Annotated in this window: 24 protein-coding genes; 18 read left to right on the top strand and 6 right to left on the bottom strand. The window is 65.5% G+C overall.

The genetic code is table 11. The annotated features are described in order from the left end of the window. Positions 1-3: 3 nt before the first annotated feature. From AC3A6Y_RS01580 to AC3A6Y_RS01530, 11 genes are read left to right on the top strand one after another with little or no spacing between them, the layout of a single operon-like run. Positions 4-1,026: an NAD-dependent epimerase/dehydratase family protein gene (locus AC3A6Y_RS01580; protein ID WP_487866479.1), complete on the top strand. Its 1,023-nt coding sequence runs from the start codon at positions 4-6 to the stop codon at positions 1,024-1,026. Then, positions 1,005-2,306, top strand: a complete 1,302-nt coding sequence (locus AC3A6Y_RS01575) for an oligosaccharide flippase family protein (RefSeq protein ID WP_487866478.1) — start codon at positions 1,005-1,007, stop codon at positions 2,304-2,306. Before AC3A6Y_RS01580 ends, AC3A6Y_RS01575 begins: the two co-directional genes overlap by 22 nt. Continuing rightward, positions 2,303-3,274: an EpsG family protein gene (locus AC3A6Y_RS01570; RefSeq protein WP_487866477.1), complete on the top strand. Its 972-nt coding sequence runs from the start codon at positions 2,303-2,305 to the stop codon at positions 3,272-3,274. The genes AC3A6Y_RS01575 and AC3A6Y_RS01570 overlap by 4 nt, the downstream gene beginning before the upstream one ends. Beyond that, positions 3,271-4,206 (top strand): glycosyltransferase family 2 protein, encoded by a 936-nt coding sequence (locus AC3A6Y_RS01565; RefSeq protein ID WP_487866476.1) that lies wholly within the window; start codon positions 3,271-3,273, stop codon positions 4,204-4,206. Before AC3A6Y_RS01570 ends, AC3A6Y_RS01565 begins: the two co-directional genes overlap by 4 nt. Then, on the top strand, positions 4,203-5,279 hold the full coding sequence (locus AC3A6Y_RS01560; RefSeq protein WP_487866475.1) for a glycosyltransferase family 4 protein: 1,077 nt from the start codon (positions 4,203-4,205) through the stop codon (positions 5,277-5,279). Before AC3A6Y_RS01565 ends, AC3A6Y_RS01560 begins: the two co-directional genes overlap by 4 nt. Beyond that, positions 5,276-6,394, top strand: a complete 1,119-nt coding sequence (locus AC3A6Y_RS01555) for a glycosyltransferase family 4 protein (protein ID WP_487866474.1) — start codon at positions 5,276-5,278, stop codon at positions 6,392-6,394. The genes AC3A6Y_RS01560 and AC3A6Y_RS01555 overlap by 4 nt, the downstream gene beginning before the upstream one ends. Then, positions 6,391-6,996, top strand: coding sequence for a sugar transferase (locus AC3A6Y_RS01550; protein WP_487866473.1), 606 nt, complete (start codon positions 6,391-6,393; stop codon positions 6,994-6,996). The genes AC3A6Y_RS01555 and AC3A6Y_RS01550 overlap by 4 nt, the downstream gene beginning before the upstream one ends. Continuing rightward, positions 6,993-7,655: an acetyltransferase gene (locus AC3A6Y_RS01545; protein ID WP_487866472.1), complete on the top strand. Its 663-nt coding sequence runs from the start codon at positions 6,993-6,995 to the stop codon at positions 7,653-7,655. The genes AC3A6Y_RS01550 and AC3A6Y_RS01545 overlap by 4 nt, the downstream gene beginning before the upstream one ends. A gap of 2 nt (positions 7,656-7,657) precedes the next feature. Continuing rightward, complete coding sequence (locus tag AC3A6Y_RS01540; RefSeq protein ID WP_487866471.1) at positions 7,658-8,833, top strand: DegT/DnrJ/EryC1/StrS family aminotransferase; 1,176 nt, start codon at positions 7,658-7,660, stop codon at positions 8,831-8,833. A gap of 2 nt (positions 8,834-8,835) precedes the next feature. Further along, positions 8,836-9,201 (top strand): VanZ family protein, encoded by a 366-nt coding sequence (locus AC3A6Y_RS01535; RefSeq protein WP_487866470.1) that lies wholly within the window; start codon positions 8,836-8,838, stop codon positions 9,199-9,201. Next, positions 9,194-11,164 (top strand): polysaccharide biosynthesis protein, encoded by a 1,971-nt coding sequence (locus AC3A6Y_RS01530; RefSeq protein WP_487866469.1) that lies wholly within the window; start codon positions 9,194-9,196, stop codon positions 11,162-11,164. The genes AC3A6Y_RS01535 and AC3A6Y_RS01530 overlap by 8 nt, the downstream gene beginning before the upstream one ends. A gap of 21 nt (positions 11,165-11,185) precedes the next feature. Here AC3A6Y_RS01530 and AC3A6Y_RS01525 read toward each other — a convergent pair whose 3' ends face one another. Beyond that, a complete protein-coding gene (locus tag AC3A6Y_RS01525) occupies positions 11,186-11,650 on the bottom strand; it encodes an EVE domain-containing protein (RefSeq protein ID WP_487866468.1) in 465 nt (154 codons plus the stop codon). A 104-nt stretch (positions 11,651-11,754) separates the two neighbouring features. Here AC3A6Y_RS01525 and AC3A6Y_RS01520 point away from each other — a divergent pair, with 104 nt between their 5' ends. Next, complete coding sequence (locus tag AC3A6Y_RS01520; protein ID WP_487866467.1) at positions 11,755-12,735, top strand: LLM class flavin-dependent oxidoreductase; 981 nt, start codon at positions 11,755-11,757, stop codon at positions 12,733-12,735. 40 nt (positions 12,736-12,775) lie between these two features. Here AC3A6Y_RS01520 and AC3A6Y_RS01515 read toward each other — a convergent pair whose 3' ends face one another. Then, positions 12,776-14,392: a WS/DGAT/MGAT family O-acyltransferase gene (locus tag AC3A6Y_RS01515; protein ID WP_487866466.1), complete on the bottom strand. Its 1,617-nt coding sequence runs from the start codon at positions 14,390-14,392 to the stop codon at positions 12,776-12,778. A gap of 184 nt (positions 14,393-14,576) precedes the next feature. Between AC3A6Y_RS01515 and mnmA the strand changes: the two genes are divergently transcribed. Further along, on the top strand, positions 14,577-15,686 hold the full coding sequence (gene mnmA, locus AC3A6Y_RS01510) for a tRNA 2-thiouridine(34) synthase MnmA (RefSeq protein WP_487867779.1): 1,110 nt from the start codon (positions 14,577-14,579) through the stop codon (positions 15,684-15,686). Between the two features lie 21 nt (positions 15,687-15,707). Here mnmA and AC3A6Y_RS01505 read toward each other — a convergent pair whose 3' ends face one another. Genes AC3A6Y_RS01505 through AC3A6Y_RS01495 form a run of 3 tightly spaced genes read right to left on the bottom strand, consistent with a single transcriptional unit; the run spans position 15,708 to position 17,376 of the window. Then, complete coding sequence (locus AC3A6Y_RS01505) at positions 15,708-16,193, bottom strand: NUDIX hydrolase (protein WP_487866465.1); 486 nt, start codon at positions 16,191-16,193, stop codon at positions 15,708-15,710. Next, positions 16,193-16,627 (bottom strand): DUF4019 domain-containing protein, encoded by a 435-nt coding sequence (locus AC3A6Y_RS01500; protein WP_487866464.1) that lies wholly within the window; start codon positions 16,625-16,627, stop codon positions 16,193-16,195. The genes AC3A6Y_RS01505 and AC3A6Y_RS01500 overlap by 1 nt, the downstream gene beginning before the upstream one ends. A gap of 20 nt (positions 16,628-16,647) precedes the next feature. Further along, positions 16,648-17,376 (bottom strand): response regulator transcription factor, encoded by a 729-nt coding sequence (locus AC3A6Y_RS01495; protein WP_487866463.1) that lies wholly within the window; start codon positions 17,374-17,376, stop codon positions 16,648-16,650. Between the two features lie 199 nt (positions 17,377-17,575). Between AC3A6Y_RS01495 and AC3A6Y_RS01490 the strand changes: the two genes are divergently transcribed. The 5 genes from AC3A6Y_RS01490 to AC3A6Y_RS01470 all read left to right on the top strand — a co-directional run bounded on the left by AC3A6Y_RS01490 (position 17,576) and on the right by AC3A6Y_RS01470 (position 23,108). Continuing rightward, positions 17,576-18,691, top strand: coding sequence for a Re/Si-specific NAD(P)(+) transhydrogenase subunit alpha (locus AC3A6Y_RS01490; RefSeq protein ID WP_487866462.1), 1,116 nt, complete (start codon positions 17,576-17,578; stop codon positions 18,689-18,691). 27 nt (positions 18,692-18,718) lie between these two features. Beyond that, positions 18,719-19,045 (top strand): NAD(P) transhydrogenase subunit alpha part 2, encoded by a 327-nt coding sequence (locus AC3A6Y_RS01485; protein WP_487866461.1) that lies wholly within the window; start codon positions 18,719-18,721, stop codon positions 19,043-19,045. Positions 19,046-19,047: 2 nt separating this feature from the next. After that, positions 19,048-20,535: an NAD(P)(+) transhydrogenase (Re/Si-specific) subunit beta gene (locus AC3A6Y_RS01480; RefSeq protein ID WP_487866460.1), complete on the top strand. Its 1,488-nt coding sequence runs from the start codon at positions 19,048-19,050 to the stop codon at positions 20,533-20,535. A 97-nt stretch (positions 20,536-20,632) separates the two neighbouring features. Further along, entirely contained in the window at positions 20,633-22,312 is a 1,680-nt protein-coding gene (locus AC3A6Y_RS01475) for a long-chain-fatty-acid--CoA ligase (protein ID WP_487866459.1), read from the top strand. Positions 22,313-22,325: 13 nt separating this feature from the next. Beyond that, positions 22,326-23,108: a 5'-methylthioadenosine/adenosylhomocysteine nucleosidase gene (locus AC3A6Y_RS01470; RefSeq protein ID WP_487866458.1), complete on the top strand. Its 783-nt coding sequence runs from the start codon at positions 22,326-22,328 to the stop codon at positions 23,106-23,108. Here AC3A6Y_RS01470 and corA read toward each other — a convergent pair. After that, positions 23,101-24,087 carry a magnesium/cobalt transporter CorA gene (gene corA, locus AC3A6Y_RS01465; protein ID WP_487866457.1) on the bottom strand — a complete coding sequence of 329 codons (987 nt, stop codon included), beginning with the start codon at positions 24,085-24,087 and terminating at the stop codon, positions 23,101-23,103. The genes AC3A6Y_RS01470 and corA overlap by 8 nt on opposite strands. Positions 24,088-24,126: the final 39 nt, after the last annotated feature.

The raw sequence follows: 24,126 nt of genomic DNA, 5'->3' as shown, positions 1-24,126 counted from the left end.
TCCGTGACGGTCTACGAGCAGCTTCTGGCGCGTCTTGCCACAGAGCCTCGAACTTGGCTCGTGACGGGTGTCGCAGGATTCATCGGCAGCAACCTGATGGAGGCTCTGCTCAAGCTCGAACAGCGCGTGGTAGGCCTGGACAACTTCGCGACCGGCCACCGGCGCAACCTGGAACAGGTGCAAAGCCTGGTGACGGCGAAGCAGTGGTCCAACTTTCGCTTTCTGGAGGGGGACATCCGCGATGCCGGCGACTGCCGAAACGCCTGCGAGGGCGTGGAGCACGTCTTGCATCAAGCGGCTCTCGGCAGTGACCCGCGCAGCGTGAAAGATCCGATCACGACGAACAGCTTCAACATCACGGGCTTCCTCAACATGCTGGTGGCGGCGCGCGATGCGGAGGTAAGGAGCTTCACCTATGCCGCCAGCAGCAGCACCTATGGTGATCGCGTTTCCTTGCCCCAAGTGGAGGAATTCGTCGGAAAGCCCCTGAGTCCCTATGCGGTGACCAAGTATGTGAACGAGCTTTATGCCGAGGTGTTCGCGCGTTGCTACGGATTCGACACCATCGGCTTGCGCTACTTCAACGTGTTCGGCCGGCGCCAGGACCCGAATGGCCCCTATGCCGCCGTCATACCTCAATGGACGGCGGCGATGCTGAAGGGCGATCCCGTCTACATCAACGGCGACGGTCAGACCAGTCGCGACTTTTGCTATGTGGCGAATGTCGTTCAGGCCAATCTGCTGGCAGCCATGACCCAAAACCGCGCTGCGAAGAACCAGGTCTACAACGTGGCCGTGGGCGGCCGCACGTCGTTGGCTGCGTTGTTCGAGCTCCTGCGCGAGGGCTTGAATACGCAAGGCATCCATGCCTGTGCACGGCGGGTATATCGGGAATTTCGCGCCGGCGACATCCACCACAGCCAAGCCGATATCAGCAAGGCGCGGACCTTGCTGGGATACGCCCCGACCCATACCGTTGCCCAAGGGGTGCCCGAGGCACTCGCTTGGTACGTGAAGCAGAGCTGATCGAGCCGACGATGCGCCTGTCCCACCTAGCCTGGAATGTCAGCGGCTTGGCCATTCCCTTGGCGGTGGCAGTCGTTACCGTTCCCTCGCTGATCGAGAAGCTGGGACACGAGCGCTTCGGCTTGCTGGCGCTGGCATGGGGGTTGATCGGCTATGCAGGTGCCCTGGATCTTGGGATCGGGCGCGCACTGACGCAGAAGGTAGCTCAGCTGCGCGGCGAAAGCGATTTGGCGCCCATCCCGGATGTGCTCGCGACGGCGGGGCGAATGACGCTTCTGGCAGGGTTGGCGGGCGCTTTCCTGATCGCCGTCCTGGCATGGATGGGCGCGGGCTCCTGGATTCGGGTCGAGGGCACTCCTCCGGGTGAAATCAGAAACGCCATGTTGTTGCTCGCGGTGGCATTGCCGGCGCAAGCCATGACTGCCACCTACAAAGGCATGAACGAGGCCTTTTTGCGTTTCAGGGGGGTGAGCCTTCTGCGGGTGGGACTGGGCATCGTCAATTTCGGTGGCCCCTACATGGTGGCTCTCTTCACGCCCAGCCTGCCGTGGCTCGTTCTTACTTTGGTGGCGAGCCGGCTGCTGGCGCTTCTTGTCTTTCGCCGTTTGGCCATCGCTTGCATGCGATCCGTCGACCTTGCGCAGCGAAGCGGCTCGTATTCGTCCGGCATTGCGAAATCCCTCTTCGCGTTCGGCGGCTGGGTCACGGTGAGCAGTATCGTGAGTCCCATCCTGGTTCAGGCAGATCGATTCGTCATCGCGTCCGCGCTGTCCGCTGCTGCGGTAAGCATCTACGTGCTGCCCTATGAAGTCGTGGTTCAGAGCCTGATTCTGGTGGGCGCCGTGACGTCCGTGATGTTTCCTGGCCTTAGCCAAGCGATTCGGAAGACGCCCGACCAATGGCAGCCCTATTTCCGCAAGTGGCTTCTGCGAGTGGCAGGCCTTATGGCACTGGTCTGCACTGCGCTGGCCGTGTTGCTGCCGGTGCTGTTGCCGCATTGGATCAAGGGAAATCTGGACCCGGCGTCCATAAAAGTTGGTCAGGTGCTGTGCCTTGGCGTTTTCGCGAATGCCATTGGTTCCATGTTTTACGCCCTGCTCCATGCAAGAGGGCGGCCTGACATCAGTGCGCGGTTGCACCTGATAGAGCTTCCGCTGTTCATTTGTGCGCTGCTCCTCTTGGTCGATCAATATGGCGTTCTTGGCGCTGCGTGGGCATGGGTGGGCCGAATGATTGTCGATGCGACCGCCTTGGCCTGCTGGAACGTGGCTCGGCAATGAATAAGAGCTTTGTCCGCTCTTTGACTGTCTCCGCGGCAATCGCATTGGGCTGCGCGATCATTGCCGGGTATCAGCTCCTCGGAACAAGCAGAGATTACGAAAACTACATCTTCTACTTCGGCTATCTGCTTCAAAGCGACAACGGCCTTGATCTTGCCTACAGATTCGAGCCCGGTTTTTCCTTGTTCGTTTATTTGTTTGGATTGGTGACTTCGAGCCCTCAAGCGATATACGGACTGATCGTCTGGGTCATCGTTTTTCTGAAGTACCTGTCCATTCCACCAGCCCGAGGCTATTGGCTTGCGATTTTGGTTTTTAGCTTTTACTTCTTTTCGCGCTACTTCGTCCTGTTTGAAATGACCGTCTTGCGCGCTGCCTGTGCTTTTTCGCTGGCTTTTTTCGTGTTTGCAAGAAGAGAGACCGAAGAAGTCGAGCTAAGTGCGGTGCTGCTGCTGGCGCTGGCTGTCGCATTTCACTATTCTGCGGTTGTATTCTTGCTTGTTTATTTTGCAAAGAATCTGACGAGGAGTCGAGTTGTCATTCTTGCGGTTGCGTGTTTCGGGGCTATTACGATCTCGAAAAACTATTTGCTATCGGTGCTGCCTGAATTTTTTAGTGTGTTCGAGACCTACGACGGCGTGGGACAGGCGACCTTAGTTCCAATACCCTATCTTGTCGATCTGATCTATTTTCTTCTGATGCTTGGTCTCTGGAGCAGGAGCGACGCTGCAATGAAGTATTGCGCGCTGGGGGTGGCAATCGGCGCAGCGTTTCACTTTTCCTTGGTGGAGCATTCCGTGCTCGCCTCGCGGTTTCGTGAATTGTTGTCCATGTTTTTTCTGGTGTACGTCGTCCGAGCCTCGATTTCGGCATCCCCGCTTGTTCGATGCACATCCCTGGTCTACGCGCTGACAACCGGCTTGATGAACATGTATCTCGTATTCGTTCATGATCCACTTCTGTCATGAAAACCAAAATTGATATCGTCATTGTCAACTGGAACGCCGGCCCCAACCTGCGGGCGTGCATTCGTTCCATTGCTCAATATGAGGATGGCTTGGTAGGAAAAATCATCGTGGTGGACAATGGCTCGACTGATGGCTCCGAAGCCTGTGTGGAAGGTTTGCCTGGCGTTATTTTGCTTCGTGCGGGCGCAAACCTGGGCTTCGGCAAAGCCTGCAATCTGGGTGCGCAGGAATCCAAGAGTCAATATTTGCTGTTCCTTAACCCGGACACACGACTCTTCGCAGATTCCTTGATCGTGCCCTTCGCATACCTGCAGCGCTCGGAGCACGCGAATATCGGAATCTGCGGTATTCAAATGCTCGATGGGCATGGCCATATATCTCGCACGTGCGCGCGCTTTCCTTCGGTGGTGGGCTTTGTCGTTCATGCGCTCGGATTGAACAAGCTGCACGGCCTGCGGGCGTGCAGCCATCGCATGGAGGAATGGGATCATTCCACGACCCGTGAAGTGGATCAGGTCATTGGCGCCTTCTTCCTCATTCGGCGCTCACTGTTCGACTTGTTGGGCGGCTTCGACGAGCGCTTTTTTGTCTACTACGAGGAAGTCGACCTCTGCTATCGCGCGAGCGAAGCCGGCTGGCGCAGTGTTTACCTGGCGGGCGCTCAGGCCTTCCATGCGGGTGGCGCCAGTTCCGGGCAGGTCAAGGCGGAGCGGCTCTTCTACTCGCTGCGCAGTCGCCTCTTGTATGGCTTCAAGCACTTTTCAACCTTCAGGCGATGGTTGTTGGTAGTGGTGACACTCGTGATAGAGCCTTTTTCCCGCTCCATCTTTTCCTTGCTACGCGGAGGCATGTCTGACATCCGCAATACCTTGCGCGGCTACGGAATGCTGTGCAAGGCTTTGCCAGCGATTCTGGGGGGCAAGCAGCCGTGAATGTCCTGCTGCTCACGCGCTACGGCCGCATGGGTGCGTCGTCGCGCCTGCGTTCCCTGCAGTACGTGGCATGGCTCGAGGCTGCCGGAATGAGGTGCACGGTTCGGCCGCTATTCCCGGATGCCATGCTTGAAGCCAGGTATCGCGCCGGCGGATACCGGCCGGTCGAGGTGCTCGGCGCCTATGGCCGTCGCGCGTGGCAACTCATGCGCCGCCACAAGTTCGATCTGATCTGGATCGAAAAAGAAGCACTGCCGTGGCTGCCGGCGTCGTTCGAGCGCCTGCTGCTTCGCGGCGTACCTTACGTGCTCGACTACGACGACGCGATCTTCCACAACTACGACCTGCACCGCTCCACTTGGGTCCGACGCTTGCTTGGCCGCCGCATCGACAGACTCATGAAAGGGGCGTCCCTGGTGGTTGCCGGCAACGATTACCTTGCTGCGCGCGCCTGCGATGCCGGTGCCGCACGCGTGGAAGTGGTGCCGACGGTGATCGATTTGGGACGCTACGAGCTGAGACATACGGCGCGCAGGGCCATGACGCCACCGCGCATCGTGTGGATCGGTTCGCCTTCGACAGTCCGATATCTGGCGGCGCTCTCGGCTCCGTTGCTGGCGCTGACTCGCCGCGTGGCTTTCAGCTTGAGGGTCATCGGAGGGGAACTCGAGATTCCCGGCGTCGAAGTGGAGTGCGTGCCTTGGCTAGAAGCGACCGAAGCGAAGGTCCTTGCCGAATGCGATGTCGGCATCATGCCCCTGGATGATTCGCCGTGGGAGCGAGGCAAGTGCGGCTACAAGCTCATCCAATACATGGCCTGTGCCTTGCCGGTCGTCGCCTCGTCCGTCGGAGTGAACAGGCAGATGGTCCGGGACGGTGAGAACGGATTCCTGGCGGACATGGAAAGCAGCTGGACCGCCCGGCTTGCGCAGCTCTTGAGCGATGGCGCATTGAGGCAAGCGATGGGCAAGGCGGGACGCCGGCGCGTCGAAACGGAGTACTGCCTTCAGCGCACCGCACCGGCTCTGGGCGAGTTGTTGCTGCAGACCGCGAGGGGGCAGCAGGCATCATGAAGTTTCTCCTGATCGGTGGTTTCGCCGATTCTCTTCTGGGCTTTCGCGGTGCATTGATCGCTGCGTTGCAGTCGCGGGGCCTGCAGCTGCACGTGGCGGCGCCCGGTCTGCAACCAGGCCTCCAACTTCGGCGGGAACTGGAGCAAAGGGGTCTCACGGTTCACGACATTCCGTTGCGGCGCACGGGTGCCAATCCGCTCTCCGACCTGCGTGCGCTGCTCGCGCTGGCCGCGTTGATGCGGCGTATTCGGCCTGACTGGGTGCTGGGTTATACCGTCAAGCCGGTCATCTATGGCTCACTCGCCGCCTGGTTGGCCCGTGTGCCTTATCGATACGCGCTGATCACCGGGCTCGGCTACGCATTTCAGGACCACGAGCGGCGCGGGCGTTTGCAGGCATTGGTTCAGCGTCTGTACAGCCTCTCACTCGGACGAGTGCACAAGGTCTTTTTCCAGAACCCCGATGACGAGGGCCTGTTCAGGCGGCGTGGCATCTTGATGGCCGCCACGCCTTCCTGCGTGGTGAATGGTTCGGGGATCGACATCGCCCGGTTCAGCCCAGCCGGCTTGCCACCCGGCCCGCCGCGCTTCCTGTTGATCGCCAGGCTGCTTGGCGACAAGGGCGTGCGCGAGTACGCCCAAGCAGCGCGCCGCATCCGGCATCGGCATCCGCATGTGCAATTTGCGATTGCCGGCTGGATCGACACCAACCCTGATGCCATCGAGCAGGCGGAGCTGGCAGCGTGGGTTGCCGATGGGACGCTGAGCTATCTGGGCCGGTTGTCAGATGTGCGCCCGGCGATTGCCGCATGCAGTGTCTACGTGCTTCCCTCCTATCGCGAAGGAACGCCGCGCACCGTGCTGGAAGCCATGGCAATGGGCCGTCCGGTCATTACCACCGATGCGCCCGGTTGTCGGGAAACAGTGGCGCACGGCGACAACGGCTTTCTGGTCCCTGTTCGATCCGTGGAGGCGTTGGAGCACGCGATGAACAGGTTCATTGCCGACCCTACGCTGATCCCTCGCATGGGTCGTCGTGCCCGCGAAATCGCGGAAGAAAAATACGACGTGCACAAGGTCAACGCGGTCATGCTGCGCGAGATGGGCATCGAATGAAGCGCTTCTTCGATTTCACTTGCGCCGCTCTGGGATTGCTGCTTCTTGCAATTCCCTTCCTCTTGTTGGTCTGGCGGGTGCGCCGCGAGCTCGGCAGTCCGGTGTTCTTCTGCCAGATGCGTCCGGGTCTTCACGGCCGCCCATTCCGGATGATCAAATTCCGCACCATGACGGACGCGCGCGGAAGCGATGGCCGTCTGTTGCCTGACGCGGACCGCCTGACCGCCTTCGGCCGCTTCCTGCGCGCCAGCAGTCTCGATGAATTGCCCGAGCTCTGGAACGTGCTCAAGGGGGACATGAGCCTGGTCGGGCCCCGTCCCCTGCTGGTCGAGTATTTGCCGTTGTACTCCCGCGTGCAGGCACGGCGGCATGACGTGCGCCCCGGCATCACGGGCTGGGCGCAGGTCAACGGGCGCAACGCCTTGTCGTGGGACCGGAAGCTCGAACTCGACGTCTGGTATGTCGACAACCGTTCGCTGTGGCTCGACTTCCGCATCCTCTGGCTCACCTTGCGCAAGGTCCTGGCGCGCGAAGGCATCAGCGCCCCCGGCGAAGCAACGATGCCGCGCTTCACCGGCCCGCAAATGGAGCACGAGCGATGAACCACGCACCACTTTTCGCCGTCTATGGCGCGAGCGGCTGCGGCCGAAGCGTGATGCCCATCGCGCGTTCACAGTTGCAGCGCCAGGGAATCCCGGCGACGCAACTGGTCTTCGTGGACGACCGGCCCGAAGCGGCCGTGGTGAATGCCCAGCGCGTGCTGCGCTATGAGGAGTTCCTGGAAGCCCCGGCCAGCACGCGCCATGCCGTGCTGGCCATCGCCGACAGCGAAATCCGAAGGCAACTCGCCGACCGCTGCCGGACCGGTGGCGTCCAGCCCTGGACGCTCATCGCCGCCAACGTGGTCGTGATGGACGAGGTCACCATGGGCGAGGGCGCCATCCTCAGCCCCTTCGTCACCCTTGGTTCCAACGTCCGCATCGGCCGGCACTTCCACGCCAACCTGTACAGCTATGTCGAGCACGACTGCCTCATCGGCGACTTCGTCACCTTCGCGCCCGGCGTCAAGTGCAACGGCAACGTGGTCGTCGAGGACCATGCCTATCTCGGCACGGGGGCGATCATCAAGCAGGGCAAGCCGGGGCAGCCTCTGGTCATCGGCCGCGGTGCCGTCATCGGAATGGGTGCCGTGGTCACGAGGCATGTGCCCGCGGGCACGACGGTAGCCGGCAATCCTGCCCGGCCACTCATCAAGGGTTGATCGTGCTGAACACTTCCTTTTCTCCCTGGCCCAACTTCACGGTCCAAGAGGCCGAAGCCGTGGTGCGGGTGCTGATCTCCAACAAGGTCAACTACTGGACCGGCGACGAATGCCGCGAGTTCGAACGCGAGTTCGCCGCCTGGACCGGCGCCGCGCATGCCGTGTCGCTGGGCAACGGCACGCTGGCGCTGGATGCGGTGCTCAAGGCGATGGACATCGGTCCGGGTGACGAGGTCATCGTCACGCCGCGCACCTTCATCGCCAGCGTGTCCTGCGTCGTCAACGCCGGCGCAACGCCGGTCTTCGCCGACGTCGAGCCCGACAGCGGCAACCTCTCGGCGCGGACCATCGCACAGGCGGTCACACGCCGCACCCGCGCCGTCATCTGCGTGCACCTGGCCGGATGGCCCTGCGACATGGATCCCATCATGGCCCTGGCCGCCGAGCACGGCATCAAGGTCATCGAGGACTGTGCGCAGGCCCATGGCGCGCGCTACAAGGGCCAATCCGTCGGGACGCTCGGCCACGCCGGGGCGTGGTCCTTCTGCCAGGACAAGATCATGTCCACCGGCGGCGAAGGCGGCATGGTCACGACCCAAGACAGGGACTTGTGGCGCGCCGTCTGGCAATACAAGGACCATGGCAAGAGCCACGAAGCGGTGTACGAGCGCCAGCACCCGCCGGGTTTCCGCTGGCTGCACGAAAGCTTCGGCACCAACTGGCGCATGCTGGAGATGCAGGCGGTCATCGGCCGCATGCAGCTGCGCAGCATGGCCGACTGGACTGCGAAGCGAACGCGGCATGCCGAGGCGATCCGGGCAGCGTGCGCGCCGTTCGCGGCAGTGCGCGTGCCGCGACTGCCTGCCTCCTGCATCCATGCCCACTACAAGTGCTACGTGTATGTGCAGCCCGACCGGCTGGCGCCGGGCTGGAGCCGCGACCGCATCGCCGAGGCCATCCAGGCGCTGGGCGTTCCCTGCTATCAAGGCTCGTGCTCCGAGGTCTATCTCGAGAAGGCCTTCGACGGCACCGGGTGGCGGCCGGCCGAACGGCTGCCGGTCGCACGCGAGCTCGGAGAGACGAGCCTGATGTTCCTGGTGCATCCGACCCTGACCTCGGCTGAAACTGCCAAGACCTGCGACGCGATCCGCCAGGTGCTGCAGAAGGCGAGTGCCTGACCATGCGCACCACCATGCTGCGTTCGGCCTTCTGGATTTGCGTGTTGGCGATTCTCGCGATGTCGCTCATGCCTCCGGTGCCCCAGATGCCCACCACCGGCTGGGACAAGAGCAACCACATGCTCGGCTTCGCCTTGCTGATGCTGCTCGGTCGCTCGGCCTATCCCGGTCGCACGGTGTTTCTCGTGGCCGGCCTGCTGGCCTACGGCGCGCTCATCGAGCTGCTGCAATCGTTCACGCCGACCCGATTCGCCGAATGGGGGGACCTGCTGGCAGACGGGCTCGGACTCTTTGCCGGCTGGGCGCTGGGCCAAATCATGGCTTGGCTCCTGGCCCGGCGGCTCGCACCGAGGCCAAGCGATGAGTGATCACTCAAGCCTGCTCGCACGGACCGCGGCCCCCTTGCTGGCGCTGCCCCGCGTCGCCAAGCGTGCCCTGGTGCTGGGGGTGGATGCCTGCCTCTGCGTTTTCACGGTCTGGCTCGCGCTGTCGCTGCGTTTCGACGCCTGGGTGCTCTTGTCTGGCCGCGAGCTGTGGGCCGTGGGGATCTCGCTGTCCCTGGCGCTGCCGCTCTTCGTCAAGTTCGGGCTCTACCGCTCCATCTTCCGCTACAGCGGATGGCCGGCTGTCTCGGCCGTCGCCAAGGCAGTGGGGATTTATGCCGCGGCATACGGCCTGGTGTTCGCGGCGATCGGCGTACCGGGCGTGCCGCGCACCATCGGCCTGATCCAGCCGCTGCTGCTGCTGCTTGCCGTGAGCGCTTCTCGTCTTCTTGCCCGCGGCTGGCTGGGAGGGGTCTATCAAGGGCTGCTGGCCCGCAGTGAACTCCCTCGGGTGCTGATCTACGGCGCAGGCGATGCCGGCCGCAAGCTGGCCCAGGCCTTGTCCGCGAGCAGCGAGCTGCGGGTGCTGGGCTTCTTCGACGATGACGAGCGCCTGCAGGGCGGCCTGATCCATGGCCTGCCGGTCCATGATCCCGCGACGCTGAAGGAGCAAGTGGCCGCGCTGCACGTCAGCGACATCTTCCTGGCCATCCCCTCGGCTTCGCGCCAGCGGCGCCACGAGATCCTCGAGCAGGTGCGGCAGGTCAGGGTTTCGGTGCGTACGCTGCCGGGCCTGATGGAACTCGCCCAGGGCAAGGTCCAGGTCAGCGACCTGCGCGAACTGGAAGTCGAAGACCTCTTGGGACGCAACGCCGTCCCGCCCCACGCGATCCTGCTCGGCAAGAACGTCCGCGACAAGGTAGTGCTGGTGACCGGCGCCGGCGGCTCCATCGGCAGCGAGCTGTGCCGCCAGATCGTCGCGGGCGATGCGTCCACGCTGCTGCTGGTGGAGCGCTCCGAATTCGCGCTCTACAGCATCCATCGCGAACTGCTGCAGGGACTGGAAGGCCGGGGCGCGGCCGCGCCGCGGATCGTGCCTCTGCTGGCCTCGGTGGCGGATGCGCGGCGCATGCGCGAGATCATGGCGGCCTGGCATCCGCACACTGTCTACCATGCGGCGGCCTACAAGCACGTGCCATTGGTGGAGCACAACCCGGCCGAGGGGGTTCGCAACAACGTGTTCGGCACGCTGATCACGGCGGGGGCTGCGTCGGCGCACGGCGTGCGCGATTTCGTGCTCATCAGCACCGACAAGGCCGTGCGCCCCACCAACATCATGGGCTGCAGCAAGCGCCTGGCCGAGATGGGCCTGCAGGCCCTGGCGGAGCAAGCGGCACGCCGGCCCAACGGCACGCGCTTCTCGATGGTTCGCTTCGGCAATGTGCTGGACTCCTCGGGCTCCGTGGTGCCGCTGTTCCGGCAGCAGATTCGCGACGGCGGTCCCATCACGCTGACGCACCTCGACATCACCCGCTACTTCATGACCATTCCCGAGGCGGCACAGCTGGTGATCCAGGCCGGCGCCATGGCGAGCGGCGGCGATGTGTTCGTGCTGGACATGGGCGAGCCGATCAGGATCGTCGATCTCGCCCGCCGCATGGTCGAGCTCTCCGGGATGACCGTGCGGGACGCCGACAACCCGGCCGGCGACATCGAGATCCGGGTGGTCGGCCTGCGCCCCGGCGAGAAGCTCTACGAAGAGCTGTTGATCGGCGACAACCCGATGCCGACCTTGCACCCGCGCATCCTGAAGGCACGCGACGATTTCCTGCCCTGGAGCGAGCTGTCGCCTCAACTGGAACGCCTGAAGGCCGCACTCGAGATCAACGACGCGCCTTCGATCCGGCAGCAGCTGCAGCACATGGTGCTCGGCTACCGGCCTCGGGGGGAGGTGGTGGACTGGGTCCACCTCGAGCAGCGCGCCGAGCTTGCCGTCGCTGCCGTCTGAGGCGATCGAGGGCTGCCGCCCTCAGGCCAGCATCTTGTCCACGATCAGGTGCCAGTGCACCGGATCGACCGGCGTGATCGAAAGGCGGTTGCCACGGCGCAGCACCACCATGTCCGCCAACTCGGGCGTCGCACGCATCTCGGGCAGACCCAGCAAGCGGGTCTTGCGCAGCGCCTGCACGTCCAACAGCACCCAGCGGGGGTGATCGGGCTTGGATGCCGGGTCGTAGTAGGGCGACTCGGGATCGAACTGCGTCGGATCGGGCCGGGTACCCGAAGCAATGCGCGCGATGCCCACGATGCCCGGCTGCGGGCAGCTCGAGTGATAGAACAGGACGCCGTCGCCGACCTGCATCTGCTTGGCCATGTAGTTGCGTGCCTGCCAACCGCGCACGCCGGTCCAGGGCACGGTGGCATCGGGCGCGGCCAGCGCGTCGTCGATGGAGCAGTCGTCGGGCTCGGACTTCATCAACCAGAAATTGGACATGGCGGCATCGGCTTCGGTGGATGGCGGTAGCGCGACGTTTTATCAGAACCCGGAATTCGCCTGCGCCAGCACGACCATCGCGATAGGGCCATGATGCCGCGACCATGGTGCCCTTCTCCATCCTCGACCTCTCCCCCATCACCGAAGGCAGCGACGCCGCGCAGTCCTTCCGCAACTCCCTCGGCCTCGCCCGACACGGCGAGAAGCTGGGCTACCGGCGCTACTGGCTGGCCGAGCACCATGGCATGCCGGGCATCGCGAGCGCGGCCACGGCGGTGCTGCTGGCGCACATCGGTGCCGGAACCTCCACCATCCGCATCGGCGCCGGCGGCGTGATGCTGCCCAACCATTCGCCGCTGGTGATCGCCGAGCAGTTCGGCACGCTGGAGTCGCTCTACCCCGGGCGCATCGACCTCGGCCTCGGGCGGGCTCCGGGCTCCGACCAGCGCACCGCGCGGGCCTTGCGGCGCGACCTGCAGTCCGACGCCGACCAGTTCCCGCAGGATGTGGTGGAGCTGATGGACTTCATGTCCAAGGAGCCGCAGCAAGCCGTGCGCGCGGTACCCGGCATGGGGCTGGAGGTGCCGGTGTGGATCCTCGGGTCGAGCACCTTCGGCGCGCAGCTCGCAGCACACCTGGGCCTGCCCTATGCCTTCGCCTCGCATTTCGCGCCGCAGCAGCTGATGCAGGCGATCCGCCTCTACCGCGACACCTTCAAGCCCTCGAAGCAGCTCGCCAAGCCTTACGTGATGCTGGGCTTCAACGTATTCGCGGCAGAGACCGACGAGGAGGCCGAGTTCCGCTCGAGCTCCTGGCAACAGGCCTTCGTCAACCTGCGCAGCGGCCGGCCCGGCCGGCTGCCGCCGCCAGTGGCGAACTACCGCGCGCGCATCGGGCCGGCGGAGAACGCGCTGCTCGACTCGGTACTGTCCTGTGCCGCAGTGGGCTCGAAGGAGACGGTGCGGGCAGGCGTGAAGGCCTTCATCGAGCGCACGGGGGCGGACGAGTTGATGATCACCTCGCAGGTGTTCGATCACGAAGCGCGCTTGAAGTCCTACGAGATCCTTGCCGGGCTTCGGGACTGACCTTCTCTCCCCCTGGGAGAGGGAGCAAGTCCGGGCGTGCTCAGTTCAGCGCAGCAGCGCGCTTGGAGCCAGTGGGCTTGCGCGGCGCTTTCGGCGTGGCCGGGCGCACCGCCTTGGCCGCGACCTTCTTCTTCGCCGCCACCTTCGTTGCCGTCCGCTTCTTCGCGGGCGCCTTCGGCACGGCGGCAGCCGCTGGTGCCGCCGCCGGCGCGACGGCGGGCGCCGCAGCCGCAGCCTGCGCCGCGTTCCCCAGGATCAGCCCGAACAGCTTCTTGTGCTCGGCCACCACATAGTCGCCCAGGTCCGCCACGTCAGGCACCGCGCGCCGGCACGCCGTGAGGCCGAACTCCAGTGCGCCGTTGTAGCTCTGCACCGTCATGTTGAGCGCAAGCCCGTGGCCGGGAATCGAAACCGGGAAATAGGCCGCGACCTTGGCCCCTGCAAAGTAGAGCGCGAAGGACGGCCCGGGCACGTTGGAGATCGCCACGTTGGCGGCCGGCGGCAACTTGTCCGCAAGGCCCGAGCGGCCGTAGAGCGAGGCCAGCCCGGACATCAGCGAGGGCACGCCCAGGGACGGGAAGTCGGTCGGGATCGCGGCCTTGACGTTGCCGGTGAGCTTCTTGCCCTCGCTGGAGGACTCGTGGATGGCCGCCAGCCTCTCCAGCGGATCGGCGATGTCGGTTGCCAGGCTCACCAGCATCACCGAGACCTGGTTGTTGAAGTCCGTGTTGCCTTCGCTGCGCAGCGACACCGGCACGCCCGCGATCAGCGGCTTGGCCGGCTTGCAGCCGTAGTCGGCCAGGTAGCGGCGCAGCGCGCCGGCACAGATGGCCAGCACGATGTCGTTGAGGCTGGTGTCGGTGGCCTTGGACATCTGCTTGACCTCGGCCAGCGGCACGCTGCGCGCGGCGAAGGAGCGCTGGTTGGTGATCGAGACATTGAGCGGCGTGCGCGGCGCGGTCCGCAGCGCCTTGGGCAGCTCGAAGGCGCGCTGCCCCGTGCTCTCGGACACCGGCATCAGCACGTTCGTGATGGCCTTGGCCGTGGCCGGGATCGACTGGATCAGCTTCACGTACTGCTGCACCGCGTTGCTCAGCGCGGCGGTGGCCAGCTCGGCCACGCCCAGCTGCGACGAATCGGGTCGGCGCGTCACCCGCGGTGTCTTCACCGGCGCCGGTGTTTCCGAAATGTCGAACAGCGCCTTGGCCACCGCGACGCCGGCCTGCCCGTCGATCGCGGCGTGGTGCATCTTGCTGTAGAGCGCCACCTGGCCGGTCTGCAGGCCCTCGATGATGTGCATCTCCCACAGCGGGCGGCTGCGATCCAGCAGAGAGGAATGCAGCCGCCCGACCAGGCGCTCCAGCTGCGCCAGGGTGCCGGGCCGCGGCATGATCACATGGTGGATGTGATGGTCCAGGTCCAGGTCGTCGTCGTCCACCCACACCGGGTTGGCCAGGTCGAAGGGCATCATCGCCAGCTTGCGCACGAACACCGAGGCCAGGTGCAGGCGCCCGCTCAGGTACTTCTTGGCGTCTTCGGCGAAGTCGCCTTCGTAGCCGGGCGGCAGGTCGATCAGCTGAAGGCTGCCCACGTGCATCGGCGACTCGGGGGTTTCGAGGTGCAGGAACGAGGCGTCCATGCCGCTGAGGTGATCCATGCGTTTCTCCTGGGTGGCGCTTGGGCGCGCGCCCGCGTTGTTGTGCTTCCGGTCGGCGTTGCAGTGTGAACCTCGGCGCTGCTTCTTTCAACTCGATGAAGACCCTCAGGCGACGCGCGTGCCTGCGCCCCGTGATTACCCGGACCCGGGCACCGGCATGAGCGGCCTGGGACAATCGCCGCCCATGGAAAAGCAGCGCATCGTGGTGGGCCTGAGCGGCGGAGTGGATTCCGCGGTCACGGCGCACCTGCTCAAGCAGCAGGGCCACGAGGTGGTCGGCATCTTCATGAAGAACTGGGAAGACGACGACGACAGCGAGTACTGCTCGTCGAACATCGACTTCGTCGACGCTGCGAGCGTGGCCGACGTGCTGGGCATCGAGATCGAGCATGTCAACTTCGCGGCCGACTACAAGGACCGCGTCTTCGCCGAGTTCCTGCGCGAGTACCAGGCCGGCCGCACGCCAAACCCCGACGTGCTGTGCAATGCCGAGATCAAGTTCAAGGCCTTCCTGGATCACGCGATGCGCCTGGGTGCCGAGAAGATCGCCACCGGCCACTATGCCCGCGTGCGCTTCAACGCTGCGAGCGGGCGCCACGAGCTCCTCAAGGGCCTCGACCCCGCCAAGGACCAGAGCTATTTCCTGCACCGCCTGAACCAGCAACAGCTGGCGAAGACGATGTTCCCGGTAGGCGAGCTGCACAAGACCGAAGTGCGCCGGATTGCCGACGAGATCGGCTTGCCCAACGCGAAGAAGAAGGATTCGACCGGCATCTGCTTCATCGGCGAGCGGCCCTTCCGCGAGTTCCTCAACCGCTACATCTCGAAGGAGCCGGGCCCGATCCGCGACGAGCGCGGCCGGCGCATCGGCGAGCACCAGGGCCTGAGCTTCTACACCCTGGGCCAGCGGCAGGGCCTGGGCATCGGCGGCTTGAAGCCCAAGGGCGCGCAGCGCGGGGCCGGCGAGCATGCGCCCTGGTTCGTCGCGCGCAAGGACATCGAGAGCAACACCCTCTGGGTGGTGCAGGGCCACGACCATCCCTGGCTGCTGTCGCCGGCGCTGGAGGCCGACGACGCCAGCTGGGTCGCGGGCGTGGCGCCCGAGCCGGGCGCTTATGCGGCAAAGACGCGCTACCGCCAGTCCGATGCCGCCTGCGTGCTGGGCGAGGGCGCCGACGGCGCGTTCCGGCTGGCCTTCGCCGAGCCCCAGTGGGCGGTGACGCCCGGGCAGTCGGCGGTGCTTTACGACGGCGAGGTCTGTCTGGGCGGCGGGGTCATCTCGCGGGCCGGCTGAGCCTGACCTTCGGGCAGGGGCTCAGGCTTCGTCCTCGCCGGCCACCGAGGCATGGACGTGGATGAGGTCCAGCGGGTGGCGATGGCCTGCAAGATAGTCGTCCACGCATTGCAGCAGCAGCGGGCTGCGATGCCGTTCGCGGCTCGCGCGCAACTCGTCGGCCGTCATCCACAAGGTGCGCACGATGCCGTGGTCGAGTGCGCGGCCCGGCTCCGGGGGACCCAGCGTGCCGCAGAAGGCGAAGCGCATGTAGGTGGTGTCCTCGCCCCGCGCGCCGCGCTGGCGCGCCATGTAGATGCCCACCAGCGCGGTGGGCGTGAAGTGGTGCGCGGTTTCTTCCAACGTCTCGCGCGCACAGCCTTCGGCCGGCGACTCGCCCGGGTCCAGGTGGCCGGCCGGCGAGTTCAGCCGCAGGCCGTCGCTGGTTTCTTCCTCGACCACCAGGAAGCGGCCGGCCTGCTCGATCACCGCGGCGACGGTGACGTTGGGCTTCCAGCGATGCGCCATCAGCGCAATACGTAGCCCGAGAAGCGCCAGACCCGGTCGTCGCCCAGCTGGAAGGTCACCAGCTCGCGCACGGTGGCGTTGGCCTTGTTGGCGAAGCGGGTCTCGTATTCGACGCTGACGTACTGGCCGGCCAGATCCTGGTTGCCCTCGCCGACCACCTGCCGGTTGATCGCGACCCAGGTGCGCTGCTGCGCGGCACCCAGCGGCGCACGCGCCTTGGTGACCTGATTCACGAAATCGTCGCGGGCCACGCGCTTGCGGGCGGCCGGCGTGGCGCCGTCCCAGAGCTCGCCGGTCTTGTTCTGGTCGATCATCTGGATCGCCTGCAGGCCACCGCGCACCATGTCGCTCGGTTCGACGTCCTGCGCGAATGCGAGCTGCAGCCAGCTGCCCAGCAGCGCGGCTGCCAGCAGGCCTCGAATCATCTTCTTCATCGTTTCCACTCCTTGGTTGATCATTCTGCCGCGCCTGCCACGGCACAGGGCAGGCCGGCAATCTCGTCGGGGAGGAACTCCAGCCGATAGCCCAGGCCGTACACCGACGCCAGCACCACGCCATTCTCGGGGCGCAGCGCCAGCTGGACGCGCAGCCGCGACACATGCGTGTCGAGCGAACGCGAACGAGTACCCAGTTCACGGCCCCAGATGGCCTGCATCAGGTGCTCGCGCGACAGCAGCCGGCCGACGTTGCGGAACAGGAGGAGTGCCAGCTCGTACTCGCGCTGCTTCAGCCGCACCGGTTCTCCGTGCAGGCAAATCGTGTTGGTGAGCGGGGAGAAGTGATAAGGGCCGTAGGACCGCTCTTTTTCGAAGCGCGTGGGGTAGGCCCGGCGCAGCAAGGCCTGCACGCGCGCCTGGAGCTCGACGCTGCCCAGGGGCTTCACCATGAAGTCGTCCGCGCCGGCCAGCAGCGCCGCGGCCACGCCGGTCTTGTCTTCCGGGGCGGCCGTGAGAAGCAGCGGGAGCCGGTTGCCGAAGCTCTCGCGCAGCTTCCGGATGACCGCGATCCCGTCGACATCCGGCGGTCGCCAGTCGAGGACCAGCAGGTCGAAGACCTGGTCGCGGAGTCCGCGCAGCAAGGACTTGCCGTCGGCAAAGCCGTGGCACTCGTGACCGATCAGCGCCATCAAGCGCCGAATCGACTCCATCTCACGCGGCTCGTCGTCGAGCATCGCTATTCGCATGGGAACCCCCTGAAGATTTTCTGCTTCTTGGTCCAACGCCGCCGGCCATCTGGGCGCCGGTCGAACGCGGAGTGCGAATGTACAGGAAGTGAATCCCGGTGGGGAAGGGGTCGGGTGCGGGACAGCGGGGAACGGCCTGCTGTTGTCATCTTCATGTAAGCTCGGCGCGAATTCCAACGCTGCCCCGAGGAGAAACCCCATGCTGATAGGCGTGCCGGCCGAAACCGTGCCCGGCGAAACCCGAGTGGCCGTCACACCCGAGACGGCCAAGAAGCTTGTCGCGCAGGGGCACACCGTGCGCGTGCAATCCGGCGCCGGCATCACTGCCGCCATCACCGATGCTGCCCTCCAGGCGGCGGGTGCCGAGATCACCGATGCCGCCGGCGCCTTCGCCTGCGAGCTCGTGCTCAAGGTGCGCGCCCCCTCCGAGGCCGAGCTGCCGCTCATGAAGCCCGGCACCGTCGTGGTGGGCATGCTCAACCCCTTCGATGCCGAGGGCCTGCAGCGCCTGGCGGGCGCCGGCCTGACCAGCTTCGCGCTCGAAGCGGCGCCCCGCACCACCCGCGCCCAGAGCATGGACGTCTTGTCCTCCCAGGCCAACATCGCCGGCTACAAGGCCGTCATGATCGCGGCAGACAAGTACCAGCGCTTCTTCCCCATGCTGATGACCGCCGCGGGCACCGTCAAGGCCGCGCGCGTGGTGATCCTGGGCGTCGGCGTGGCCGGCCTGCAGGCCATCGCCACCGCCAAGCGCCTGGGGGCCGTCATCGAGGCCTCGGACGTGCGCCCCTCCGTCAAGGAGCAGGTCGAGTCCCTGGGCGCCAAGTTCATCGACGTGCCCTACGAGACCCAGGAAGAGAAGGAAGCCGCCGAAGGCGTCGGCGGCTACGCGCGCCCCATGCCCCAGAGCTGGATGGACCGCCAGAAAGTCGAAGTGGCCAAGCGCGTGGCTGCCGCCGACATCGTGGTCACCACCGCGCTCATTCCCGGCCGCGCGGCGCCGGTGCTGGTCACCGAGGAAATGGTGCAGGCCATGAAGCCCGGCTCGGTGATCGTGGACATGGCCGCCCCGCAAGGCGGCAACTGCCCGCTGACCGAGGCCGGGCGCACCGTCATCAAGCACGGCGTCACCCTCGTGGGCGAGACCAACCTGCCCGCCCTGGTGGCCGCCGACGCCTCCTCGCTGTACGCACGCAACGTGCTCGACTTCCTCAAGCTCGTGCTGCCCAAGGAGGGCGGCTTCAAGATCGATCTCGAGGACGACATCGTCGCCGCCTGCCGCATGACGCAGGACGGCCAGGTCACGAAGAAGTAAGCCCAGCAAGCAAGCGAGGAGAAGCCCATGGATCCCGTGTCCCACACCGTCATCAACCTCATCATCTTCGTGCTGGCCATCTACGTGGGCTACCACGTGGTCTGGACCGTCACCCCCGCGCTGCACACGCCCCTGATGGCCGTGACCAACGCGATCTCCGCCATCGTCATCGTGGGCGCCATGCTGGCGGCCGCGCTCACCAGCAGCTGGCTGGGCAAGGGCATGGGCGTGCTGGCCGTGGCGCTGGCCGCCGTCAACGTCTTCGGCGGCTTCCTGGTCACCCGGCGCATGCTGGAGATGTTCAGGAAGAAGGACAAGAAGGCGCCGGCCCCTGCCAAGGCGGAGGGCCACTGACCATGTCGATGAATGTCGTCACCCTGCTGTACCTGGTCGCCAGCATCTGCTTCATCCAGTCGCTCAAGGGCCTGAGCCATCCCACCACCTCCATCCGCGGCAACCTCTTCGGCATGGTCGGCATGGCCATTGCCATCCTGACCACCGCCGCGCTGATCGTGCAGCTCGCCGGCGGCAAGGCCCAGGGCATGGCCTGGGTGCTGCTGGGCCTGGTGGTGGGCGGCGGCTACGGCGCCTACCGCGCCAAGACGGTCGAGATGACCCAGATGCCCGAGCTGGTGGCCTTCTTCCACAGCATGATCGGCCTGGCGGCTGTCTTCATCGCCGTGGCCGCGGTGGTCGAGCCCTGGGCCTTCGGCATCACGCCGCCGCCGGTGGCGGCGGTGATCGGCGCCAACACGCCCGCGGGCGCGTACGTGGTCGACGGCTTGGCGCGCTATGCCATCCCGGCGGGCAACCGGCTCGAGCTGTTCCTGGGCGCGGCCATCGGCGCCATCACCTTCAGCGGCTCGGTCATCGCCTTCGGCAAGCTCTCGGGCAAGTACAAGTTCCGCCTGTTCCAGGGGGCGCCGGTGCAGTTCAAGGGCCAGCACATGCTCAACCTGGTGCTGGGGCTGCTGACCATCGGGCTCGGGCTGGTGTACATGTTCACCGAGAGCTGGACGGCTTTCTTCCTGATGCTGCTGCTGGCCTTCGTGATGGGCGTGCTGATCATCATCCCGATCGGCGGGGCGGACATGCCGGTGGTGGTGTCGATGCTCAACAGCTACTCGGGCTGGGCGGCCGCGGGCATCGGCTTCAGCCTGAACAACGCGATGCTGATCGTGGCCGGCTCGCTGGTGGGCTCCTCGGGTGCGATCCTGAGCTACATCATGTGCAAGGCGATGAACCGCTCCTTCTTCAACGTGATCCTGGGCGGCTTCGGCGGCGACACGGCCGCGGCCACGGGCGGGGCCAAGGAGCAGCGGCCGGTCAAGAGCGGCAGCGCGGACGATGCGGCCTATATGCTGAGCAATGCCGACACCGTGATCATCGTGCCGGGCTACGGCCTGGCGGTGGCGCGGGCCCAGCACGCGGTCAACGAGCTGGCCGAGAAGCTCACGCACAAGGGCGTGACGGTGAAGTACGCGATCCACCCGGTGGCCGGGCGCATGCCGGGACACATGAACGTGCTGCTGGCCGAGGCCGAGGTGCCTTACGACCAGGTGTTCGAGATGGAAGACATCAACGGCGAGTTCGCGCAGGCCGACGTGGCGATCATCCTGGGTGCCAACGACGTGGTGAACCCCGCGGCGCTCACCAAGGGCACGCCGATCTACGGCATGCCGATCCTGGAGGCCTACAAGGCCAAGACGGTGATCGTGAACAAGCGCTCGATGGCTGCGGGTTATGCCGGACTGGACAACGAGCTGTTCTACATGGACAAGACCATGATGGTCTTCGGCGACGCCAAGAAGGTGGTCGAGGACATGGGGAAGGCGATCGAGTAAAGAAGGTGGGCGCCACCAGCGCCCGCCGCCCGGTGCCATCGAGGCCGGGCGGCGTTTTCGTAAGCAGAAACCAGAATTCGTTCGAGGAGACAGATCCATGACAGACCGCCCCTGGCTCAGCAGCTACCCGCAAGGCGTGCCGGCCGACATCGACGCTTCGCGCTATGCCTCGCTGGTCCAGCTCATGGAGGAGAGTTTCTCCCGGTTCGCCGACCGCACCGCCTACAGCTTCATGGGCAAGGACATGGGCTACGCCGAGGTCGACAAGCTGAGCCGCGCCTTCGCCGGCTACCTTCAGGGCCTGGGGCTGTCCAAGGGCGACCGCGTGGCGGTCATGATGCCCAACTGCCTGCAATACCCGATCGCGGTCTGCGGCATCCTGCGTGCCGGGCTGATCCTGGTCAACGTGAATCCGCTGTACACGCCGCGCGAGCTGGAGCACCAGCTCAAGGATTCGGGCTCCAGGGCCATCGTGATCATGGAGAACTTCGGCAACACGCTGCAGCGGTGCATCGCCGCCACGCCGGTCAAGCACGTGGTGCTGAGCGGCATGGGCGATCGCCTGGGCCTGCTGAAGGGCGCGCTGGTCAACTACGTGGTGCGCAACGTCAAGAAAATGGTGCCGGAGTACAGCCTGCCCGGCGCCGTGCGCTTCAACGACGCGCTGGACAAGGGGTCGGGGCGCAAGCTCCAGCCGCCGGCCATCGGGCCCGACGACGTCGCGGTGCTGCAGTACACCGGCGGCACCACCGGCGTCTCCAAGGGCGCGGTGCTGCTGCATCGCAACGTGATCGCCAACGTGCTGCAGTCCGAGGCCTGGAACGACCCCGTCATGCAGAAGGTGCCGGCCGGCGAGCAGCCCACCAGCGTGTGCGCGCTGCCGCTCTATCACATCTTCGCCTTCACGGTGAACATGATGCTGTCCATGCGCACCGGCGGCAAGCTGATCCTGATCCCGAATCCGCGCGACATCCCGGCCGTGCTGAAAGAGCTGTCGAAGCACACTTTCCACAGCTTCCCGGCGGTCAACACGCTCTTCAACGGGCTGGCCAATCACCCGGACTTCAACACCGTCAACTGGAAGAACCTCAAGGTCTCGGTCGGTGGCGGCATGGCAGTGCAGGGCGCGGTGGCCAAGTTGTGGCTCGACAAGACCGGCTGCCCGATCTGCGAGGGCTATGGCCTGTCGGAAACCTCGCCTTCGGCCACCTGCAACCCGACCACCAGCACCGCCTACACCGGCACCATCGGCGTGCCGCTGCCCAGCACCTACCTGAAGCTGCTGGACGACGACGGGCGCGAGGTGCCGGTCGGCCAGCCGGGCGAGATCGCGATCAAGGGCCCGCAGGTGATGGCCGGGTACTGGCAGCGTCCGGACGAGACCGCCAAGGTCATGACGGCCGACGGCTACTTCAAGTCCGGCGACGTGGGCATCGTCGACGAGCGGGGCTACTTCAAGATCGTGGACCGCAAGAAGGACATGATCCTGGTCTCGGGCTTCAACGTCTACCCGAACGAGGTCGAGGATGTGGTGGCGCAGGTGCCGGGCGTGCTCGAATGCGCGGCCGTCGGCGTCGCCGACGACAAGACCGGCGAGGCGGTCAAGCTGGTGATCGTCAAGAAAACTCCGGATCTCACCGAGGCCCAGGTCCGCGATTTCTGCCGCGCCAACCTCACCGGCTACAAGCAGCCCAAGGTGATCGAGTTCCGCACCGAACTGCCGAAGACGCCGGTCGGCAAGATCCTGCGTCGCGAACTGCGCGACAGCAAGAAGTAGCGGGGCATCCGCCATGGCGGCGCCGGTCGCGATCGTGGCTGCCATGCAGGAGGAGTTGGGCGCGCTGCTCGCAGCGATGCCCGACGAGAGGCGCGTGCGTGTCGCCGGCCGTGATTTCTGGGTCGGGCACCTTCAGGGGCAGACCGTGGTGGCCGTGCTGTCGCGCATCGGGAAGGTCGCGGCGGCCACCACCGCCACCGTGCTGCTGGAGCGCTTCGGCGTGCGCGCCATCGTCTTCACCGGCGTGGCCGGCGGGCTGGCGCCCGGCGTGCGGGTGGGCGACGTGGTGGTGGCGAGCCGGCTGCTGCAGCATGACCTGGACGCCTCGCCGATCTTTCCCCGTTACGAGGTGCCCCTGACCGGGCACGCGCGCTTCGCGACCGACACCGCCATCAGCGATGCGCTGGCGGCCGTGGCCGAAGGGCTGCTGGGCGATCCGGTCGCCTTGCTGGGCCGGCAGGTGGTCGACGACTTCGGGCTGCATGCGCCGCGCCTGCACCGCGGCCTGGTGGTCAGCGGCGATCGCTTCATCGCCCGGGCGGCCGACAGCGAGACACTGCGCCACGAGCTGCCCGATGCGCTGGCCTGCGAGATGGAAGGGGCCGCGGTGGCGCAGGTCTGCCACGACTTCCGCGTGCCCTTCGCTGCGGTGCGCACGATCTCGGACCGGGCCGACGACCAGGCCCATACCGACTTCATGCGCTTCGTCTCCGCGGTGGCAAGCCGCTACAGCCTGGCGCTGATGAACGGCTGGCTGGCCGGATTGCCTCGGGCGAGCGGGAACGAGCCTACTTGAGCCAGCCGCGCCGCCGGAAGTACCACATGGGCACCAGCGCGCTGGCGATCATGAGCACGATCGCGTAGGCGTAGCCATAGCCCCATTCCAGCTCGGGCATGAGCTTGAAGTTCATGCCGTAGACGCTCGCGATCAGCGTGGGCGGCAGCAGCGCCACGCTGGCCACCGAGAAGATCTTGATGGTCTTGTTCTGGTTGATGTTGATGAAACCGACGGTGGCATCCATCAGGAAGTTGATCTTGTCGAAAAGAAAGGCCGTGTGGTTGTCCAGCGACTCGATGTCGCGCAGGATCTGCCGCGCCTCCTCGAACTGATCGGCGTTGAGCATGCGGCTGCGCATCATGAAACTGACGGCGCGGCGCGTGTCCATCACATTGCGGCGGATGCGCCCGTTCAGGTCTTCCTGGCGGGCGATGGCAGCCAGCACCTCTCCGGCCAGCTCGTCGCTCACGTTGCCTTCCAGCACCTTCTTGCCCGCGACTTCCAGCTCGTCGTAGATGTTCTCCAGCGAGTCGGCCGAGTATTCGGCGTCGGCGTCGAAGAGCTTCAGCAGCACCTCCTTGGCGTCCTCGATCAGCCCTGGCGCGCGGCGGGCACGCATGCGCAGCAGGCGGAACACCGGCACGTCCTCGTCGTGGATCGAGAAGAGCACGCCGCGGCTTCTCAGCTCGACGTTGTGCTGGTTGAGGATGAAGGCCACGCGCACCGAGCGCGGGTTCTCGTCGTCGTCGATCAGGAAGTCGCTGCGCACATGCAGCTCGCCGTTGTCTTCCTCGTAGAAGCGGGCCGATTCCTCGATGTCCTCGTCCATCGCGTCCTCGGGGATGGACAGGCCGTAGTACTGCTTGATCCAGCGCTTTTCTTCCAGCGTGGGCGCCTCGAGGTCGACCCAGATCGGCTGGAATTGCGACAGTTCTTCGAGCGCCTCGATTTCTTCCTGGACGAGGCGCCCGTTGGCGAGCGTGAAGATGTTGAGCATGGCTCACTCCCGTGTGGTGCTTGTGGCGGTTGGCGAGGG

The sequence above is a fragment of the Variovorax sp. Soil_C_17 genome (genome assembly GCF_057657265.1).
This window is presented reverse-complemented; position numbering and strand designations above follow the sequence as displayed.